This is a genomic window from Micromonospora sp. WMMD714 (genome assembly GCF_029581315.1).
GTDB lineage: Bacteria > Actinomycetota > Actinomycetes > Mycobacteriales > Micromonosporaceae > Micromonospora > Micromonospora rifamycinica.
In genome coordinates this window covers 4025986-4045624 of the sequence record NZ_CP120744.1, presented here as the reverse complement: position 1 = coordinate 4045624, position 19639 = coordinate 4025986, and the positions used below count along the sequence as shown (strand labels likewise).

Annotated in this window: 20 protein-coding genes; 9 read left to right on the top strand and 11 right to left on the bottom strand. The window is 75.6% G+C overall.

What is annotated here, in order from left to right; genetic code table 11:
- The 7 genes from O7625_RS17790 to O7625_RS17760 are packed head-to-tail and all read right to left on the bottom strand — an operon-like array spanning position 1 to position 7845.
- Positions 1–930: a glycosyltransferase family 9 protein gene (locus tag O7625_RS17790; protein WP_282340025.1), complete on the bottom strand. Its 930-nt coding sequence runs from the start codon at positions 928–930 to the stop codon at positions 1–3.
- Positions 927–1637 (bottom strand): SDR family oxidoreductase, encoded by a 711-nt coding sequence (locus tag O7625_RS17785; protein ID WP_282340024.1) that lies wholly within the window; start codon positions 1635–1637, stop codon positions 927–929. The genes O7625_RS17790 and O7625_RS17785 overlap by 4 nt, the downstream gene beginning before the upstream one ends.
- Positions 1634–3163, bottom strand: a complete 1530-nt coding sequence (locus tag O7625_RS17780; RefSeq protein WP_282340022.1) for a PfkB family carbohydrate kinase — start codon at positions 3161–3163, stop codon at positions 1634–1636. The genes O7625_RS17785 and O7625_RS17780 overlap by 4 nt, the downstream gene beginning before the upstream one ends.
- The gene (locus O7625_RS17775) at positions 3160–3993 is read right to left on the bottom strand and encodes an SIS domain-containing protein (RefSeq protein ID WP_282340021.1); all 834 of its coding nucleotides are present in this window, start codon (positions 3991–3993) and stop codon (positions 3160–3162) included. The genes O7625_RS17780 and O7625_RS17775 overlap by 4 nt, the downstream gene beginning before the upstream one ends.
- Positions 3993–5210, bottom strand: coding sequence for a glycosyltransferase (locus O7625_RS17770; protein WP_282340020.1), 1218 nt, complete (start codon positions 5208–5210; stop codon positions 3993–3995). Before O7625_RS17770 ends, O7625_RS17775 begins: the two co-directional genes overlap by 1 nt.
- Entirely contained in the window at positions 5195–6169 is a 975-nt protein-coding gene (locus tag O7625_RS17765; RefSeq protein ID WP_282340019.1) for a glycosyltransferase, read from the bottom strand. The genes O7625_RS17770 and O7625_RS17765 overlap by 16 nt, the downstream gene beginning before the upstream one ends.
- Positions 6166–7845 carry an HAD-IIIA family hydrolase gene (locus O7625_RS17760; RefSeq protein WP_282340018.1) on the bottom strand — a complete coding sequence of 560 codons (1680 nt, stop codon included), beginning with the start codon at positions 7843–7845 and terminating at the stop codon, positions 6166–6168. Before O7625_RS17760 ends, O7625_RS17765 begins: the two co-directional genes overlap by 4 nt.
- Positions 7846–8107: 262 nt before the next feature.
- On the opposite strand from O7625_RS17760, the gene O7625_RS17755 reads away from it, so the two are divergent.
- Positions 8108–8548, top strand: a complete 441-nt coding sequence (locus O7625_RS17755; RefSeq protein WP_348773954.1) for an SRPBCC family protein — start codon at positions 8108–8110, stop codon at positions 8546–8548.
- A gap of 90 nt (positions 8549–8638) precedes the next feature.
- Complete coding sequence (locus tag O7625_RS17750) at positions 8639–9406, top strand: polyprenol monophosphomannose synthase (protein WP_067313996.1); 768 nt, start codon at positions 8639–8641, stop codon at positions 9404–9406.
- A gap of 148 nt (positions 9407–9554) precedes the next feature.
- Here the strand turns inward: O7625_RS17750 and O7625_RS17745 are convergent, their stop codons facing one another.
- Positions 9555–11159, bottom strand: a complete 1605-nt coding sequence (locus O7625_RS17745) for an NAD(P)/FAD-dependent oxidoreductase (RefSeq protein WP_282340011.1) — start codon at positions 11157–11159, stop codon at positions 9555–9557.
- 70 nt (positions 11160–11229) lie between these two features.
- On the opposite strand from O7625_RS17745, the gene O7625_RS17740 reads away from it, so the two are divergent.
- Positions 11230–12663, top strand: a complete 1434-nt coding sequence (locus O7625_RS17740; RefSeq protein ID WP_282340009.1) for an aldehyde dehydrogenase family protein — start codon at positions 11230–11232, stop codon at positions 12661–12663.
- Positions 12664–12747: 84 nt separating this feature from the next.
- Here O7625_RS17740 and O7625_RS17735 read toward each other — a convergent pair whose 3' ends face one another.
- A complete protein-coding gene (locus O7625_RS17735; protein ID WP_282340007.1) occupies positions 12748–13149 on the bottom strand; it encodes a ChaB family protein in 402 nt (133 codons plus the stop codon).
- 171 nt (positions 13150–13320) lie between these two features.
- Here O7625_RS17735 and O7625_RS17730 point away from each other — a divergent pair, with 171 nt between their 5' ends.
- From O7625_RS17730 to O7625_RS17715, 4 genes are all read left to right on the top strand, one after another.
- Positions 13321–14304, top strand: coding sequence for a YihY/virulence factor BrkB family protein (locus tag O7625_RS17730; protein WP_282340005.1), 984 nt, complete (start codon positions 13321–13323; stop codon positions 14302–14304).
- A gap of 65 nt (positions 14305–14369) precedes the next feature.
- Entirely contained in the window at positions 14370–14786 is a 417-nt protein-coding gene (locus O7625_RS17725) for a DUF2795 domain-containing protein (protein ID WP_067313989.1), read from the top strand.
- Positions 14787–14838: 52 nt separating this feature from the next.
- Entirely contained in the window at positions 14839–15300 is a 462-nt protein-coding gene (locus O7625_RS17720) for an SRPBCC family protein (RefSeq protein WP_067313987.1), read from the top strand.
- 252 nt (positions 15301–15552) lie between these two features.
- Positions 15553–15816, top strand: coding sequence for a hypothetical protein (locus tag O7625_RS17715; protein WP_067314010.1), 264 nt, complete (start codon positions 15553–15555; stop codon positions 15814–15816).
- 148 nt (positions 15817–15964) lie between these two features.
- Here the strand turns inward: O7625_RS17715 and O7625_RS17710 are convergent, their stop codons facing one another.
- Complete coding sequence (locus O7625_RS17710; RefSeq protein WP_282340002.1) at positions 15965–17185, bottom strand: MFS transporter; 1221 nt, start codon at positions 17183–17185, stop codon at positions 15965–15967.
- A 161-nt stretch (positions 17186–17346) separates the two neighbouring features.
- Here O7625_RS17710 and O7625_RS17705 point away from each other — a divergent pair, with 161 nt between their 5' ends.
- Complete coding sequence (locus O7625_RS17705) at positions 17347–17559, top strand: hypothetical protein (RefSeq protein WP_282340001.1); 213 nt, start codon at positions 17347–17349, stop codon at positions 17557–17559.
- Positions 17560–17638: 79 nt separating this feature from the next.
- On the opposite strand, the gene O7625_RS17700 is transcribed toward O7625_RS17705, so the two are convergent.
- Entirely contained in the window at positions 17639–18505 is an 867-nt protein-coding gene (locus O7625_RS17700; protein WP_282340000.1) for a hypothetical protein, read from the bottom strand.
- A 171-nt stretch (positions 18506–18676) separates the two neighbouring features.
- On the opposite strand from O7625_RS17700, the gene O7625_RS17695 reads away from it, so the two are divergent.
- Positions 18677–19594 carry a hypothetical protein gene (locus tag O7625_RS17695; protein WP_282339999.1) on the top strand — a complete coding sequence of 306 codons (918 nt, stop codon included), beginning with the start codon at positions 18677–18679 and terminating at the stop codon, positions 19592–19594.
- Positions 19595–19639: the final 45 nt, after the last annotated feature.

Sequence of the window (19639 nt, the reverse complement as noted above, 5' to 3'; positions counted from 1 at the left end):
TCAGACCCGTACCGTTTCCTCGACCTCGTCCACGGCGGCCAGCACCCGGTCGACCGGGAGCGCCGCCCATCCCGACGCTGTTGCTACCCCGGACGAACCACCGCAGTCCTCTCCCGACGCCCAGAGCGCGCGGTGCCACGGCCGGTCCGGTGGCGGCCCCCAGCGGGCCGGCGGGACCGGACCGAAGAGCAGCACCGACGGGGTGCGGTAGGCGGTGGCGAGGTGGCCGACCCCGGTGTCCCCGCTGACCACCAGCCGGGCGGCGGCCACCAGCGCGGCCAGCTCACCCAGGTCGGTCCGCCCGGCCAGCACCGCCGACGCGGGCAGCCCCGCCCCGGCCGCCACCCGGGCGGCCAGCTCCCGCTCGCCGGTCGAGCCGGTCACCACCACCCGGTGCCCCCGCCCGGCCAGCCGCCCGGCCAGCGTGGCGAACCGGTCCGCCGGCCACCGCTTCGCCTCGACCTTGCTGCCCGGATGCACCACTGTCACCCCCGCCGGCATCCGCCCCGACGCCGGCCGCCGCAACGCCAGGTCGGTGCGGTCCGCCGGGATGCCGTACCAGTCGAGCAGCCGGCACCAGCGGTCCACCTCGTGCTCGTCGTCGCGCCAGTCGGGGCCGTCGAGGTGCCCGGCCGGCGGGCACCGGAAGGCCAGCAGCCGGCCAGCGCCGGCCAGCGTACGGTGCGACTGCGGCCCCCGCCCGTGCAGGTTGACCGCCAGCTCCGGCGGCGGGCCGGGCCAGGGCGGCGGGCCGGGGCCGTCGGTGGGCAGCAGCCGGTCGACGCCGCCGACCAGCCCGACCAGCGGCCCCAGCCAGGCCGGCGCGGCCAGCACCAGCTCCTCGTCGGGGTGACCGGCCCGCACGGCACGCAGGGCGGGCACCGCGGTGGCCAGATCCCCCACGCCGAGCGCCCGCAACACCAGGATCACGGGTAGGAGGTCTCCTGTTCGGCACAGACCACCAGCTCCCGTACCGCACAGCCGGGTGGTTGGGACAACGCGAACATGACCGCGGCGGCGGTGTCGGCCGGATCGTTGAGCTTGGCGTCCGGACCCGGCCGGTACTGCGGGTCGCGGTCGTCGAAGAAGGCGGTCCGCATCCCGCCGGGGACCAGCAGGGTCACCCCGACGCTGCCGGCCAGCTCGGCGGCGAGCGACCGGGTGAAGCCGACCACCCCGAACTTCGCCGCACAGTACGCGGTGGCGTCACCGACGGCCTTGACGCCCAGGGTGGAGGCGACCGTGACGACGTTGCCCCGGGACGTCTCCAGGTAGGGCAGCGCGGCCCGGACCACCGCCACCGTGGCGAGCAGGTCCACCGTGACGATCCGCTCCCAGGTCTCGCGGGGCACGTCGGCCAGCCGGCCCGGCACGTCCATGCCGGCGGCGGTCACCACCGCGTCCAACCCGCCGGAGCGCCCGGCCAGCTCCCGGGTGGCCTCCTCGGCGGCCCGGGTGTCGGCCAGGTCGCACTCGACCCACGGCACCCCGTCGCCGGGAGGTTGCCGGTCGAGCACCAGCGGTCGCCCGCCAGCCCGGGTGACGGCGGTGACCACCGCCGCGCCGAGCCCGCTCGACCCGCCGGTGACCAGGACGGTCCGGCCGGCGCCGGACGGACTGCTGTTGCTGCTGCTCATCGTGCCCCCTCCGCTGTCGGATCCGCCGTACCCGCCGACGAGCCGGCCGACGTGACCGGACCCGCCGTCGCGCGGGCCGGTCCCGGTGGCGGGCCACCGGTCGGCGCGGGGCTCCGGCGGCCACCACGGGCCGCGGCGATCATGTCGGTGGTGGAGCGCCCGTCCAGGTACGGCACCACTACGCTGTCCCCGCCCCACCGGCGGAGCAGGTCGGCCTCGGGCAGGCCGGGTGCCTCGCCGACGCCGGTGGCGTAGTCCCCACCCTTGACCCAGACGTCGGGTCGCAGCCAGCCCAACGCCGCGTGCGGGGTGGACTCGTCGAAGACCACCACCGCGTCGACGCAGCTCAGCGCGGCGAGCAGCCGGGCCCGGTCGCCCTGCGGGGTCACCGGCCGGTCCGGACCCTTCAGCGCGGTGACGCTCGCGTCGGAGTTCAGGCAGACCACCAGGCAGTCGCCGAGTTGCCGGGCGGCCTGGAGGGTCGCCACGTGTCCGGCGTGCAGCAGGTCGAAGCAGCCGCCGGTGGCCACCACCGTCCCGCCGGCCGCCCGTACCTCGGCCACCACCGCACCGGCGGCGGCGGCCCCGATCCGCTCGCCACCGCCGACCAGCACCGGCGGGCAGGCGCGCACCGGCACCGGCAGGGCGGCGGCCACTCCCCCGTCCGCCACGTACGCCGACGCCGCGCCGACCGCCGCCTGGACCGCCTCGGAGACCACCGCGCCCCCGGCCAGCGCCAACCCGGCCGCCGAGGCGAACCGGTCCCCCGCACCACAGGTGTCGCCCTGGGCGGAGACCGGCGCGGAGACCATCAACGGGGTCGCCCCGGCGGAACAGAGCAACGCGCCGTCGCCGCCGAGGGTGACCACCACCGCGCCGGCCCGCCAGCGGTCCCGCAACCCCTGCGCGGCCCGCGCGGCGACCGCCAGCCGGGATCCGCCCGGCGGCACCTTGGCCAGCTCCCGGGCCTCCGACTCGTTCGGCGTCACCAACTGCACCCCGGGTACGGCCACCGGGCCGCGCGGATGCGGATCCCAGACCACCGGCGCGACGGTCGCGGCCAGCGCCGCCCGCACCGCCGGCTGCCGGGCCACCCCCCGCCCGTAGTCGCTGACCACCACCGCCGACGCCCCGGCGATCAGCCGGAGCACCGCGTCGCCGGGTGGCCCGGGTTCCCCCGCCGCGCCACCCCGGTCGTGGCGCAGCAGCACCCGCCCGTGTGCCCGCAGCCGGATCTTCTCCGGGGTGGCACCGCTCAACGGCAGGGCGTACACCTGCACGCCGGCGGCGGTGAGCAGCGAGCTGAGCCGGGCCGCCCCGGCGTCGTCGGCGAGCGCGGTCACCAGCGCCACCTCGGTGCCCCCGGCGGCGGCGAAGAGCGCGGCCAGACCGGCCCCGCCGGGCCGGTCGGTGGACGCCGTCTCGTCCAGCACCGGCACCGGCGAGTCGGGGCAGAGCCGGTTCACCACCCCCTCGACGTCCCGGTCCAGCAGGGTGTCGCCGATGACCACCAGGGGACCTCTCACGCCGCTCCTCCCCGTCGCCCGTCGGTCGTCGGGTCCACCCCGTCGACCACCACCTCCACCCCGGTCCGCACCGGCGGGCCGTCGGCCGGCACCACGGACCGGTCGGCCACCGGCGGGCCGTCCGCCGGCACCACCGACCCGTCGGCTACCGGTCGGCCGGGGGCGTCGACCGGTGCCTGCGCCGCTCCGCCAACCCGGCCGGCGGCGACGGCGGCCGCCTGCCCGGCCAGGGCGGCCAGCGCGGTGGGCAGCGCCCGGTCGACGTACTCGCAGAGCACGTGCGTGGAGACCAGGTGCAGCTCCTGCACCACCTGGCTGTCCGGACAGGCGACGGCGAGCGCCTCGTGGCAGGCCCCGGCCAGCGGATTCGGCGCGGGACCGGTGAACGCCCAGCAGCGCAGCCCGGCCTCCCGGGCGGCGGCCACGGCGGCGAGCAGGTTGCCACTGGCCCCGCTGGTGGACATCAGCAGCAGGACGTCACCCGGCCGGCCGTGGGCGCGCACCTGACGGGCGAAGACCTCGTCGTAGCCGTAGTCGTTGCCGATCGCGGTCAGCGCCGAGGTCTCGGCGTGCAGGGCGATAGCCGACAGCGGTTGCCGGTCGTCGCGCAGCCGGCCGACCAGTTCGGCGGTGAGGTGCTGCGCCTCGGCGGCGCTGCCCCCGTTGCCGGCGACCAGCAACCGGCCACCACCGACCAGGATTCCGGCCAGGTCGGTGCCCCACCGGGCCAGTAGCGGCTCCGCCGTGCGGTACGACAGCAGCGCCTCGGTCAGCAGGTCGAGGTGCGCGCCCAGCAGCCCGGCCCGCGCCGCCCGGTTCGACGTCGTCATCAGGCGACCACCCGACTCGACCGGTGCACGGCGGCGACCTCGGCGTACACCTCGGTCATCCGGTCGGCGGCCGTGGCCCACGAGTAGTTGCGGCGGGCCCGCTGCAACGCGGCGGTGGCGTAGCCGAACCGGCGGATCCGGTCGTCGAGCAGGCCGGCCAGCGCGGCCCCCAGGGCCTGCGGGTCGCGGGCCGGGACCAGGTCACCGGTCACCCCGTCGACCACGGTGTCCCGGATCCCGCCGACCGCCGTGCCGACGACCGGCACGCCACAGGCCATCGCCTCCAGCGGGGTCAGCCCGAACGGCTCGTACCAGGGGGCGGCGACCAGCACGTCGGCCGACCGGTACCAGCGGCCCATCTCCTCCCGGGGCACCGCCCCGACCAGCCGGACCCGGTCGGCGACCCCGCAGGTGCCGGCGAGCGCCCGCAGCCGCCGGGCGTACGGGTCGGTCTCCAGCAGCCCGGCGGGTGGACCGCCCACCACCAGGCACTCGGCGTCGGGCACCAGGGCCATCGCCCGGATCACCGTCTGGAATCCCTTGCGCTCCACCAGCCGGCCGACGGTGAGCACCCGGGGCCGGTCGGCGTCCCGCTCGACGGCGGGGCCAAGCGGGGCGAAGGTGTCGAGGTTCACCCCGGACGGCACGACGGTCATCCGGGACCGGGGGACGCCGAGCCGGACCAGCTCCCCCACCTCGTCGCGGCACTGGGCGACGACCCGGTCGACCGAGCGGCCCAGCTCCCGTTCGTAGCCGATCCGGCGGGCCGGGCTGGTGTCCTGCACCCCCTGGTGGCGCTTCTTGACCGTGCCCAGCGCGTGGTAGGTCTGCACCACCGGCACCCCGTTGCGCCGGCCGGCGGCCAGCGCGGCCAGCCCGCTCATCCAGAAGTGCGCGTGCACCACCTCGGGCGTCCAGTCCCCACCCCGCCAACGGGCGGTGAGCCAGTGGCTGAACTCCGTCATGTGCGGCAGCAGGTCGTCCTTGGCGACCGGTTCGGCCGGCCCGGCGGGCACGTGCACCACCTCGTACCCGTCGGGGGCGCGGACGGCGACCGGCAGGTCGACCGCGTCACGCCGGGTGTAGACCCGGACGTCGTGCCCGGCCGCCACCAGCGCGGCGGAGAGCTCCGCGACGTGGGTGTTCTGCCCACCGGCGTCCGCACCGCCCAGCACGGCGAGCGGACTGGCGTGCTCGGAGATCATCGCGACGCGCATACTTCCTCCTCCAGCAGGCGGTCCCAGTCGGCGAGGAAACGGTCCAGTCCGTAGCGGTCCAGGGCGGCGGCACGCGCCGCCGCGCCGGCCCGGCGGGCCTCTGCGGGGTCGGCGACGAGGCGGGCGGCGGCGGCCAGCAGGGTGTCGACCCGGGTGGCGAGCGCCCCCGCCCCGGGTGGCACCGCCTCCACGGCCTCGGTGCTGGCCAGGGCGACCACGGGCATGCCGATCGTCATCGCCTCGATCAGGCTCAACCCCAGCGACGTCCACCGGCACAGGTGCAGGTAGGCCCGCCGTCGGGCCAGCTCCGCGTGCATCCGGTGCTGGGGTACGTCCTCGTGGCTGGTCAGTCGGTCGGCCGGCAGGCCCAGGTGGTCGGCGAGTCCGGCCACCCGCATGCCGAACACGTCCAGCGGGGCGATCTCGGCGAACCGGGCGAGCAGGTCGGTGCCGGTGACCCGCCCCCGGCGGACCGGCTCGTTGATCACCACGGCGAGCCGGTCGAGTTCGCCGGTCCAGGTCACGGTGGGTGGCACCACGCCGTGCTCGACCACGCCGGTACGGGTGGTGCCGTTGTCCCAGAACAGTTCGTTGAAGTGCGTCACGTGGGTGAGCAGCAGGTCGTCCCGGTCGGCCATCGGGTGCCGGGTGTTCGGCACGTCGCCCTTCGGGGTGTTGTGCTCGACGTAGATCGCCGGCACCGCCCGGCCCACCGGCCGCCCGAGCCACTCGCACGCCAGGTCGAACTCCTCGGGGCGTTGCAGCAGCACCACGTCGACGGTCTCCCGGCCCAGTTGCCGCGGGGTCACCTCGACGGCGCTGTCCGGCCACGGGTAGGTGCGCGCCCGGCCCAGCCCGTACGGTCCCCGGTCCGGGGTGACCGGGACCAGGTAGCGGTGCCGGCCGTGCACGAACGACGTGGTCCACGAGCCGTGCACGTGCCAGAGCAGGATGTTCATCGGGTCCTCCCGCGCCCGGCGCTGACCGGCGTCACCCCGCCGCGCGGCACTCCGCCCGCACCGGCCGGCGAGCCGGCCCGCACCGTCGACGGCGGCACGACGGGGACGCCCAGCAGGCGTACCGCGTCGAGGACCCGGCCCGGCTCGACGGCCGCCAGGCAGGGGTGGCCGGGCACCGGGCAGACCGTGGCCCGGCTGTCCCGGCAGGGCGCGGCGGCGTCGCCGAGCCGGACCGTCGGCACCCGGTACGGCCCCCACTGTCCGTACCGGACGGTCGGGGCGAACAGGCTGACCACCGGTACGCCCAGCGCGGCGGCCAGGTGGGCCGGGCCGGTGTTGCCGACCACCAGCGCGCCGGCCCCGGCGAGCACGGCGGCCAGCTCGGCCAGGCCGGTCCGGCCGCCCAGGTCGATGCCGGTGTCACCGGCCACCCGGGCGGTCAGCGCGGTCTCCCCGGGTCCGCCGGTGACCGCCACCCGGTGCCCGGCGGCGGTGAGCGTCCGGACGATCCGGGCGGCCAGCTCGGGCGGGACGGCCCGGCTCGGCACCGCCGAACCGGGATGCAGCACCAGGTAGCCGGGGCCGCCGAGCCCGGCCGGGGCGGCCGGCACCCGGTCGGTGCGTACCCGCAGCCGGGGGTCGTCGCCGTCGGGCAACGCGAAGCCGGCGGCGGCGGCCAGCGACAGCGCCCGTTCCGGCTCGGGCAGCCCGTCGGGTGTCCGGTGCCGGACGTCGAGCAGGGAACCGGGGTAGTCGTCGCTGATCGCGCTGACCCGCGGCGTGCCGGCCAGCCGCAGCAGCAGCGCCAACGGCAGGGGTGACTGGTGGAAGGAGGTGAAGACGACCGCCTCGTCGGCGCGGACGGCGCGCAGCCGTTCGACGAGCCGGCCGATGTCCCGTGGGTCGACCGGGGCGGGTGCGCCGTCGATCCAGGGCAGCGGCCACTCGACGATCTCGTCGACGCCGGGCAGCAGAGCGGCGGCGTCGCGGCCCCGGGGGCCGCAGAGCAGCACGACCCGCTCGGCGTTCGCGGCGACGGCGCGGACGGCCGGGCCGGTGACCAGGACGTCCCCGGCGGAGTCGCTGCGGGCCACCAGCACGGTGCCGGTCCGCCGCGGCGACGGGCCGGTGGCCAGGGCGGCCCGGTGCAGGATCAGCTCCACGGCGGCGGTCAGGTCGACGGCCACCTGCCCGGCGGCGGCCACCTCGGCGGCCCGGGTGGTCGGGGTGGGCACCAGCACCCCGCTCGCGCCGGCCGCCTCGGCGGCGGCCACGTCGGCGCCGATGTCGCCGACCAGCACACAGCGGTCGGCGCTGGTGCCGAGCGCCCGCGCGGCGGCGTGCACCATGCCCGGGGCCGGTTTGCGGCAGGCGCAGCCGGCCCGTTCGTCGTGCGGGCAGCACTGCCAGGTGTCGAAGGGGCCGAGCAGCTCCTCGACCCGGGCGTTGACGGCCCGCAGCTGCGCGGCGGTGAACAGCCCCCGGGCCAGCCCCGACTGGTTGGAGACCACCCCGAGCCGCAGGCCGGCGGCGCGCAGCCGGTCCAGCGCCGCCCGGACCCCGGGCAGCGGCCGGACCTTGTCGGGGTCGCCGTTGTAGGGCACGTCCTCGACCAGGGTGCCGTCGCGGTCGAGCAGCACCGCGTCGAACAGCGCGGAGCGGCCCCGGCCGGGCACCGGGTCAACCCGGCCTGACCTGCGCTGATACGGCTCCGCGTCCCGTCGCACGGGCGGCGGGTTCCCGGGGCCCCGGGGAGTAAACCTGGCCCTACCGGCCGGTACGCCGGGCCGCCGCGGGTCCACCACCTCACCCGTCGCCGCCGGCCGGTCGCGCACCCGTCACCGTCAGGCAGCGTTACCCGTCGGCCCGGAGCGGCTAACCCGTCGGGTTAGCCGGTGCCGCCCCGGGTACTGCCCAGCGGTGGCGATAGTGGAGAAAGTGATCGATGCACCCCCGCAGCAGGTCTTCGACGTGCTGGCCGACGGCTGGACGTACAGCGACTGGGTGGTCGGCACGGTGCACGTGCGGGACGTCGACGCGCAGTGGCCCCGGGTGGGCACCCGGCTGCACCACCGGGCCGGGCCGTGGCCGTTCTCCCTGGAGGACGCCTCCACGGTGCTGGTCTGCGACCCGCCGCACCGGCTGGTGCTACGGGCCGGGTTGTGGCCGGCCGGCGAGGCGATCGTGGTGTTCACCCTGACCCCGGAGGGTGACGGCGCGACCAGGGTGCGGATCGGCGAGGACTTCGCCGCCGGCCCGCTGCGCTGGTTCCGCACCAAACTCAACGACCTGGTGCTGCACCAGCGCAACCGGGAGACGCTGCGCCGGCTCGCCGACATCGCCACCCGGCAGAAGGCCGACGAGCGCGCCGGAGGGTGACCCGGACGCCCGCGGGTGCCACGGCGGGCTCCCCGCCGGGCTTTGGCTACCCTGTGGGGGAATGCCGTCCGCCGACTGAGGATGTCCGAAATGATCGAACCCGTGGAGCTGCCGTCACCGTGGCGGGACGCACGCCTGACCGTCGTGGTCCCCACCTACAACGAGGCGGGCAACCTCCCGGTGTTGGTCGACCGGTTGCTGGCCCTTCCGCTGCCCGGCCTGAAGGTGCTCGTCGCCGACGACAACTCGCCGGACGGCACCGGTGAGGTGGCCGACAAGCTGGCCCTGGAGCACCCGGACCGGGTGCAGGTGGTGCACCGGGCCGGCAAGGAGGGCCTGGGTCGGGCGTACGTGGACGGCATCGGCCGGGCACTGGACGGCGGCGCGGAGTACGTGGCGCAGATGGACGCCGACCTGTCGCACCCGCCGGAGGCGCTGCCCGGGATGCTCGGCGCGTTGCTCTCCACCCAGGCCGGCGTGGTGATCGGCTCCCGCTACGTGCCAGGGGGACAGCTCGACGAGGCGTGGCCGCTCTACCGCCGGGCGCTCAGCGGCTGGGCCAACCTCTACGTGCACACCCTGCTGCGGGTACGGATCCGGGACCTGACCGCCGGCTTCAAGATCTGGCAGGCCGACGCGCTGCGCGACATCGACCTGAACCGGGTGCAGTCGAACGGCTACAGCTTCCAGGTGGAGATGCACTATCTGGCCACCAAGCTGGGGCACACCATCCTGGAGGTGCCGATCCGGTTCGAGGAGCGCCGTGACGGCGCGTCCAAGATGACCACCGCGACCAAGGTGGAGAGTGCGCTGATGCCGTTCAAGCTGCGCACCCGGCACCGCAACCTGGACTCCTGATCCGCCGGTGCCGGCCCGGTCTCCGTGACCCGGGCCGGCACTCGCGGCGGATCCGGCCGGCTGGTGGGAGCCGCCGGGCGACCCCCGCCCGAGCACTGCCGGCTGCCCCGGCCCGAGCACCGCCGGCTGCTACCGGCCGGAGCGCGGGTCAGCGGTAGACCGACCGGTGCGCGGCGTCGATCAGCCCCGCGTACAGGCCGCCGGTGACGGCGCGGTCGCGGGCCAGGGCCGCCCGGGCGGCGTTCGCCCCGGGCGCGCCGTGCACCCCGCCGCCGGGGTGCGCCGAGGCGCTGGCCAGGTAGAGCCGGTCGACCGGGGTGTCGGCCCGGCCCAGGCCGGGGATCGGGCGCAGGAACAGCTGCTGGTACGCCGCGGCGGTGCCGCCGCCCAACGCCCCACCGACCAGGCTCGGGTCGCCCTTCTCCAACTCGGCCGGCCCGGCCACGTGCCGACCGACGATCCGGCTGCGGAAACCCGGGGCGGCGGCCTCCAGCACGTCCTCCATCCGTTCCACCTGCCGGGCGATGTCCTCGGCCCGCCAGTCCCGCCGGAACGGCAGGTGGGTGTACGCCCACAGCGATTCGGTGCCGGCCGGCGAGTGCGTCGGGTCGGCGGTGGTCATCTGCCCGACCAGCAGGAACGGCGACGCCGGGATCTCGCCCCGGGCCAGCGCGGCGGAGTACGTGGTGAGCCCGTCGAGATCGGCGCCCAGGTGCACGGTGCCCGCGCCGGCCACCGCCGGGTTGGTCCACGGCACCGGGGCGGACAGCGCCCAGTCGACCTTGAGGGTGGAGCCGTCCCAGCGGAAGTGGGCCAGGTCCTCCACCAGCCGGGGCGGCAGCAGCGCCGCACCCACCAGGTCCAGGTAGAGGGCGGGGGCGGGCACGTCGGCGAGCACCGCCCGGCGGGCCCGGAAGGTCGCCCCGCCGACGGTGCGGACCCCCATCGCCCGGCCCCGGGCGGTGAGCACCCGGTCGACCCGCGCCCGGTAGGTGATCCGGCCACCCCGTGCGGTGAGCCGGGCGACCAGCGCGTCGGTGATCCGCTGCGCGCCGCCCACCGGCACCGGCCAGCCGACCTGCTGCCCCAGCATGGCCAGCAGCCAGCCGTACACGCCGGAGCCGGCCTCCTCGGGGGACAGGTCGGTGTGCAGGGCGCAGCCGGCCAGCAGCACCGGGCCGCCCTCGCCGGTGAACAGCTCCGCGCCGAGTTTGCGGACCGGCAGCACCAGTCGGCGGCCCAGCCGCAGCGCGCCACCGACCCGCAGCCGGCGCAGCAGGCCCACCCCACCCCGGACCGGGGGGAACGGGGTGGTGATCGCGTCGAGCATGGGCCCGGACACCTGCGCCCAGTCGGCGTACGCGTGCCGCCAGCGGTCGCCGTCGCCGGGCGCGAACGCCTCCAGCGAGGCGGCGGTCCGGTCGAGGTCCCGGTTGATCACGGCGGCCCGGCCGTCGGGCAGCAGGTGGGCCAGCACGTCGGGGGCGTGCGTCCAGTCCAGCCCGTACCGGGGCAGGTCGAGGCCACCGAGCACCGGGGAGGCGTACCCGAGGGGGTAGAAGGAGCTGTAGAGGTCGCTGAGGTAGCCGGGGGCGGTGACCTCGGCGGAGCGGACCGCCCCGCCGGGCGCGGCGGTCGCCTCCAGCACCAGGACGTCCCAGCCAGCGTCGGCGAGCAGGTTGGCGGCCACCAGGCCGTTGTGTCCGGCGCCGATGACGACGGCGTCCGTGGTGTCCGTGCCGGGCGGGATCATCGGATCCGGCTACCCGGCCGGCAACCGGGCGAAACGCGTTTGCTTCGCCGGGATCCGGGCATCCCGCCGCATGTACCGGGTGGAGCAACTCATCGGTGGGGTATGGGGTGCCGGCGGCACGGGCGGCGAGCTGACCGTCCACGATCCGGCCGACGGCAGCCCGGTCGGCACGGTGCCGGTGGCGACGGCCGACGAGGTGGCCAAGGCGGTCGGGGCGGCCCGTGAGGTGGCGGACGCGTGGGCGGCCACCCCGGCCGCGCAGCGGGCGCAGCTGCTGCACGAGGTGGCGGACGCGGTGGCGGCGGCGGCCCACGAGCTGGCCGCCGCGACGACAGCGGAGATGGGCAAGCCGCTGGGCGACGCCCGGGGCGGGGTGGCGGCCGGCGTGGGCACCCTGCGCCAGTACGCCGAACTGGCCCCGGTGCGCGGCGGCCGGACGCTGCACGGCGACGCCGACGCGCTCGACTTCATGACGCCGCAGCCGCGCGGGGTGGTCGCCGCGATCACCCCGTGGAACGACCCGGTGGCGGTCTCCTGCGGCCTGCTCGGCGCGGCCCTGGTCACCGGCAACGTGGTGCTGTACAAACCGAGCGAGCGCACCCCGGTCACCGGCTGGCTGCTGGCCCGGCTCCTCGACGGGGTGCTCCCGGCGGGGGTGCTCTCCCTGCTGACCGGGGGCGCGGAGGTGGGTGCGGCGCTGGCCGCGCAGCCGGTGGACGTGGTCGCGCACGTCGGGTCCACGGCGACCGGCCGGACGATCGCGGCGGCCTGCGCCCGCACCGGGGCCAAGGCGCTGCTGGAGAACGGTGGCAGCGACCCGCTGGTGGTCGACGCCGGGGTGGATCCGGGCTGGGCGGCGGCCCAGGCGGCCCAGGGCGCGTTCGCCAACGCCGGGCAGCTCTGCGTGGCGGTCGAGCGGATCTACGTGCACCGGGACGTCGCCGAGGACTTCCTCGACGCGCTGGTGCAGCGGGCCGGGGCGCTGGTCGTCGGGCCGGGGCGCGACCCGGCCACCGAGCTGGGTCCGTTGGTCGACCGGCGGCACCGCGACCGGGTGCACGGCCAGGTCACGGCGGCGGTGGCGCAGGGGGCGACGCTGCGCGTCGGCGGGGTGCTGCCGGAGGGGCCGGGGGCGTTCTACCCGGCGACGGTGGTCGCCGACTGCCGCCAGGAGATGCCGCTGGTCCGCGAGGAGACGTTCGGCCCGGTGGCGGCGGTGGTGACGGTGGACTCGTTCAGCGAGGCGCTGCGGTGCGCCGCCGACTCGCCGTACGGTCTGGCCGCGACGGTGCTGACCGGGTCGATGAGCCACGCCCAGCGGGCCTGGCGGGAGCTGCCGGTGGGCACCGTGAAGGTCAACGCGGTGTTCGGGGGCGCCCCGGGCGGTGCCGCGCAGCCGCGTCGGGGCAGCGGCCAGGGCTTCGGGTACGGCCCGGAGCTGCTGGACGAGTTCAGCACGGTCAAGGCGGTGCACCTGGAGGCACCGGGCGGCGGCCACTGGTGAGCCGGGGCGGCCCGCGGGTGGTGACCGGGGCCGCCCCGGAACGGAGCGGCCCTGTTCTGCGGCCCGGGTTCCGCGTACCCCCGGTCAGTCGCCGCGGGCCTTGCGGGTGGCCCGGTCGTTGGCCTTCTCGATGGCCTTGACCAGTTCCGGCTTGGTCATCCGGCTACGGCCGGGCACGTCCAGCTTCTTCGCCACCTGCATCAGGTGGTCCTTGGTGGCGTTGGCGTCCACGCCGCCGGCGGTGGGTGCCCGCCGGGCCGGGCCGCCGCCGGCCGCCTGCCGGTCGCTGGGGCCCTTGCGGCCCTTCGGCTCCCAGTGGTCGCCGACCTTCTCGAAACCGTGCTTGACGGCGGCGAAGGCGGCGCGGTGCGCCCGCTCCCCCTCACCATAGGTCTCGACCGCCGAGTCGTGCGTCTTCGCCCAGGTGCGTTGCGCCTTCTCCGGGGAGCGTCGCAGCGTGCTGGGCAGTACCTCGCGTCCGGGCATCTCGTCCTCCTCCGCACCGATTGTCGGGCTGCCTGACTGCACGGTTCCCTGCGCCCGCACCGGCAAACACCGGCGTCGGGTTTGTCGATTTCGGCCGTCGGGTACCGCCCGGCCCAGACGCGCGCCGGACGTCGGGTCCGCCGGGGTCGTCGGGTGGACGAGGAGCCGAGCATGGCAGCGACGACGGATCCGGCCCCGGTCGCCGGTGACGGGCCGGGGGTCCGGGTGCCCCGCCGGATACGTCAGTTGAGCTGGAGCACCTGGCGGGGCGTACTGCTCCGCAGCGGACAGGGTTTCGTGAAGGACAACTGCGCCGACTGGGCGGCGGCGCTGACCTACTACGGGGTGCTCGCCCTCTTTCCGTCCACGGTCGTGGTGGTGGCCCTGGTTGGTCTGGTCTCGGACGGCGAACGGACCGTGGACACGGTGCTGGACCTGGCCCGGGACATCGGGGCCGGCTCGGTGGTCGGCAACGAGGGTTTCGTCTCGGTGGTCCGTACCGTGGTCGAGCAGCAGAGCGGGACGAAGGTGCTGCTCAGCTTCGGGTTGGCCGGCGCGCTGTGGTCGGCGTCCGGGTTCATCGGCGCGTTCACCCGGGCCTCGAACGCGATCTACGGGGTCGAGGAGGGTCGCCCGTTCTACCGACTGCGCCCGTTGCAGATCGGCCTGGCCGCACTGTCGCTGGTGCTGCTGGCAGTGGTGGCGCTGGGCCTGATCGTCAGCGGCCCGGTGACCGACGCGGTGGGCGACCTGGTGGGTGCGGGCGGGCTGGCCCGTACGGTGTGGAGCGTCGCGAAGTGGCCGGTGCTGGCCCTGGTGATGATGACCCTGCTGTCGCTGATGTTCTGGATCGCGCCGAACGTCCGGCAGCCCCGGTTCCGCTGGCTCACCCCGGGCGGGGCGGTGGCCCTGCTCTCCTGGATCGTCGTCTCCTTCGGCTTCGGGCTCTACGTGGCCAACTTCGGCTCGTACGACGTCACCTACGGCAGTCTGGGCGCGGTGATCGCCTTCCTGGTGTGGCTGTACCTGTCCAACTCGGCGCTGATGTTCGGGGTGCAGATCAACGCGGAGTTGCAGCGGGGGCGGCAGCTACAGGCGGGCCGGGAGGACCCGGGTCAGCCGGTGCTGCCACCGAAGGCCACCGCCGGTTCGTGACCGGTTGCCGGGTCCGGTGTCCGGTTCGGCGTTTCCCCGGGACGGCTGCGGGTAGCACAGCAGACATGGACCGTGGCAGCAGCAAGCACGCACCGAGGGTCGACGACCAGATGAGCCAGGAGGTCAGCGGCCTCGTCCAGGGGCCGGGCACCGGGGGCTCGCGGGTCGAGGAGTTCCGGGAGGCGGAGCCGGCCGGCGAGGACCAGCCGGGTGCCACCACGGCCCCGGCGGGCGACCTGCGAACCGGCACCCCGCAGGGGATGACCTCGGAGGACGTCGAGGCACGCAGCCGGCTGGGCCGGTTCATCACGATGGCGGCCCTGCCCGGGGACCGGCTGGCGCTGATCGCCAACGCCCGGGAGAACGACGCCCCCGACGACCTGGTGGCCGCCCTGGAGCGGCTGCCGGAGGACACCCGGTACCAGACGATTTCCGAGGTGTGGGCCGCACTCGGGCACCGCAACGAGACGACGCGCTGGTGACCGGATCGGCCCACGATCCGGACGACCACCAGCGGGCAGAGGAGGATGTGACATGAGCGGCGTTATCGAGCACGTGGACGTGTCCGTACCGGTACGGACGGCCTACGACCAGTGGACCCAGTTCGAGGAGTTCCCGCACTTCATGGAGGGGGTCCAGGAGGTCCGGCAGTTGTCGGAGACGATGACCCACTGGACGGTGGAGATCGCCGGGGTCAAGCGCGAGTTCGACGCCGAGATCACCGAGCAGCTGCCCGACGAGCGGGTGGCCTGGAAGTCGACCGGCGGCACCCAGCAGGCCGGCGTGGTGACGTTCCACCGCCTCGACGAGAGCAACACCCGGGTCACCCTCCAGATGGACTTCGAGCCGCACGGCGTGGTCGAGCAGGCGGGCGACAAGTTGGGCGTGGTCGATCGCCGGGCCAAGGGTGACCTGGAGCGTTTCAAGCAGTTCATCGAGCGTCGCGGTCAGGAGACCGGGGCGTGGCGCGGGTCGGTCGACCGCCCGCAGCCCTGATCCCCACCCCGCACACCGAACCCGGATCCGACCGGATTCCGGTAGATCCACCGACGGCCGCCGGCTCCCCCGGCGGCCGTCAGCGTTTCCCGGCAGTCGTCAGCGTCGCCCGCAAGCCGTCAGCGTCTCCCGCTGCCGTCGACTGACCCGGCGGCCGTCGACGCCGCCGGTTGCGGCGGCGCGGTGCCGGAATCGGCGGCGCGGTCGGCGAACCGGCCGTTTGCGATCATCGGGTCCGGGTACCGCGATGACATGACGGACGACGACGGCAGGATCTGGCGGGACGAGCGGAAGACGCCGCTGGAGGAGCTGGACCGGGCCATCGCCCGGTCCACCATCGACGGGCAGGCCGACGACGCGACCGGCAACGACGCGGGCGAGGAGGCCGCCTTCGGGCACGGTCCCGAGCCGGTGGACCGGGGAGCCGGCCCGGCGGCCGAACGACGGGAGATGACCGACACCGAGCGCGCCTACCGTCCCTCCACGACCGGGCGGACCGGCCCCGACACGATGTGACCCCGGCGTCGCGTGCCGACCGCCGCACGGCCCCGGCGGTCGGCGACGGACCCTGGATCAGCCGGCGGGCGACGGAACGCCGGGACGGATCGGCGGTTGCCGGGCCGGCGCAGCGGACCAGCCGGCGGGCGACGGGACAGCGGGCGGGTCAGACCGGGAGCGACGGGACGGTGCGGCGGTTGGCCGCCGCGTGCGCCGCCAGCAGCGCCACCGCCAGGACCGTCAGCGCCGGCCCGAGAAGCCGCGACGAGGTGACGCCGAGCAGCACCCCGAGCCCTCCCGGGATGAGGGCCGCCCCGAGCCCGGCGGCACCGATCTGCACACCGATCACCCGGTCGGCGTGCTCCCGGCCGACCCGCTCGGCGGTGCTGAGGGTGAGCAGCGGGAACACCGGCGCGGCGGCGAAGCCGAGGATCAGCAGACCGGCCACCGTCACCGCGCCCGGGGCGGGCAGCGCGATCAGCGCCGCCCCGGCCGCCATCCCCAGCAGGCTGCCCCGCAGCACCCGCGCGGTGCCGAGCCGCTCGGCGACCAGCCCCTGCACCACCCGGCCCACGAAGAGGCTGCCCCAGTAGCCGGAGACGCACACCCCGGCGGTCACGTCGGGCAGCCCTCGCCCCTCGGTGAGCAGCTGGAACGAGTAGAGCCCGGCGGACACCTCGATGGACACGTAGACGGCGAAGGCGAGCGCGCCGAACCACACGGCGGGCAGCCGCAGCGTCTCCCGGATCCGGACCACGGCCTGCACCGGTTCTCCCGGCCGGGCGGCGGGGTCGTCCCCGGAGGCCGGGACCGCCGACCCGCCCGTCCGGTCCCGCCAGGCCCGGACGGTGAGTGCGAACGCGGTGGCCAGGGCGAGCTGGGCAGCGGCGGTGACCCCGTACGCCCAGCGCCAACCCGCGCCGGTGGTCAGCATCGCGGTCATCACCAGCGGACCGATCGCCACGCCGAGGCCGAAGAAGGCGTGGATCCAGTTCATGTGCCGGGGGCCGAACGCACCGGCGGCGTAGGCGTTGAGCCCGGAGTCGACAGCCCCCGAACCGAGGCCGAGCACCAGCGCGCAGCAGATCAGCACGGTGAGGGTCGGCGCGGAGGCGTACCCGGTCAGGGCCAGGCTGGCCAGCAGGGTGCTGCCGGCGAGCAGCCGGCCCACGCCGAGCCGGGCGAGGGTGAACCCGGCGAGCACGCTGGAGGTGAGGTACCCGATCGTGCCGGTGGTGAGGATCAGTCCGACCGCTCCGGTCGGTACGCCGAGTTCGGCGCTGATCGAGGGCCAGCCGACGCCGAGCAGACCGTCGGGCAGGCCGAGGCTGACGAAGGCGAGGTAGGCGAGTACGAGCAGCGAGGTGCGGGGCGGGGCGACTGACACAACAGCTCATCCTGCCGCATCATCGCTAACAGGTCGAGGTGACGGTCACCTCCCCCGAATCGGCACAATGGGACGTCCTGACGGGCGGGAAGCCGGACAGGACGTCCACAATCCACCGCTCGGCTGACCGCAATCCGAAGCGGTCGCGCAAGACTTTCGGGATGCAACAGGGCTCCGGTTTCCTCACCCCTCGTCAGCGCCGCCTGGCTTGGCTCGGCTTCCTGCTCGCCGCCGTCCAGGCTCCGGTCGCCGCCAGGTTCGCCTCCGACGACTCGTGGTTGTTCAGCCTCTGTGTCGCGCTCATGGTGGCCACCGTGATCATCGCCGACGACGCCGGCCGTCGCCGCCCGGCCGACGCCACCTCCACGGACTGACGCCCGCCCGACGCCACCTCCACGGACTGACGCCCGGCCGACGTCACCATCACGGACCGACCCGCCCGGCGTCACCGGTTCACGGGGTGGGGCCGGGGAACTCCCGCTGCGGGCAACTCAGCGGCCGGGCCGGGTCGACCCGGTGCAGGGCGTACCCCGTTCCCTGGGTCGGCACGTGCGTGCTCGGCGGCCGGTCGCCGATCTGGACCAGCGCGTGCCAACCGGTGCGCTGCGCGGTATAGAGTGTGCAGCCGTCGAGGACCTGGGTGTGCTGCCGGGCCGCGACGGTGGCCCGGCTCTGCACGAAGGTCGCCGGATCGGCCGGGTCGCTCTCTGCCAGCAGCAGCGAGGAGGCGGCGGTCGTGGTGTTGGCCCAGAACGACTCCCCCGCCGTCAGGTGGAGGTCGGCGACGGTCACCACCTCGTGGTCGACCAGGCTGGAGAAGGCCAGGTCGGGGTCGGCGGCTCCGGTGGTGCCGGAGTGGGTCACCGGCGGCAGGGTGAGCGTCGTGGTGTCGGTGCGCTGCTGCACCCAGTACGGGCCGGGCGCGTATGCGCTGACCGAGGCGGTGTACCCGCCGAACGGCCGGTGTCCGGCGGTGGAGTCGACCACCACGAAGTCGGTCCGTCCGACGCCCAACCAGCTCGTGGCCAGGGTGACGCCACCGGCGTCCCGCAGGGTCAGGTCCCAGTCGGCGGTCGCGGCGGGCTGCACGGCGACCACCGACCAGCGCCGTTGGTAGGTGCGGTAGGTGTAGTCCTGCGCGGTGCGGGCGACCAGCACGTCGCCGTCGCCGAGCGCGGTGCCGGCGACCGCCGCCCCGGCATGCGGCAGCGGCGCAGCGAGCGCCGCCCCGGCGTGCGGCAGCGGCGCAGCGAGCGCCACCACCACGGCGCCGGCGAGGCGCACGCCCCACCACCGGCGAACGGTACGAGACATTGCCATCGGCGGGATTCCTTCCAGGCGGGACCTGGACTGTAGCGACGACAGGCCGCCCCGGGGACGGTCGCGCACTGTCGGATATCGGCCCCGCCACGCCGGGCGTGCCTGTGCGACCTTGTCGTCATGCCGTCCGGATCTCCACACCGCCGGCCCGACCGCCGAGGAGCGCCCACCATGACCAGACGACCGACGGTGTGGCTCTGGTTGCCGATCCTGCTGGCGGTCGTGCTGTCCGCCCCGGCACCGGCCTCGGCCGCACCGGCCGGCGGTGAACACGACGCCCGGGACCGGGCGGTCACCCGCAGCGCCGCGCAACAGGCGTCCTGGTCCACCGGCCCGGTCGCCGCCGGTGCCAGCCAGGGCTGGGTGTGGAACAACGCCAACCCGCTCGACGCCGCCTACCAGGTGGGCTTCTCCCCGACCGGGGCCGGGTGCGAGTTCGAGGTGACCCGGAGCTGGTACTCCCGGCAGCCCGGCGGCGAGCGGCGCTTCCACTTCGTGGTGCGCAACAGCGGTACGACCGGCTGCGCGGCCACCGTCCTGCTGTCCTGGCTGACCCCGACCCACACCTGGTCGACCGGCGCGTTGGCACCCGGGGCCAGCGGCAACTACGGCTGGGTGGAGCAGATCGCCCCCACGGTGTCGTACCTGCTGGGGCTGACGCCGACCGGGGCGACCGCGACGGCCGCCTGCCAGCTGGAGGTCACCCGCAGCTGGTACCGGCAGGAACCGGACGGGGTACGGAAGTTCTACTTCGTGCTCCGCAACATCGGCACGGTCACCTGCTCCGGGCAGTTCCAGCTCGCCCAGACCGGCCCGTCGGCCTCGTGGTCGACCGGCACCCTGGCCGTCGGCGCCTCGGCGAGCTGGACCTGGAACAACGCCAATCCGCTGAACGCGGTCTACCTGCCCGGGTTGGCCCCGACGGGTGCCGCCGGCGGCACCGCCTGCCAGTTGGAGGTGACCCGCAGCCGGTACGTCCAGCGGATCAACCCGGACGGCACCGCCCAGCGGCAGTACCTCCTGACCGTCGGCAACGTCGGGCAACTACCCTGCGCGGGCACCGTCCTGCTCGGGTCGCTGACCCCCTGAGCGCGGCCGGTGCCGGCCCCGGCCGGATGTCGCCCGACCGGCGGC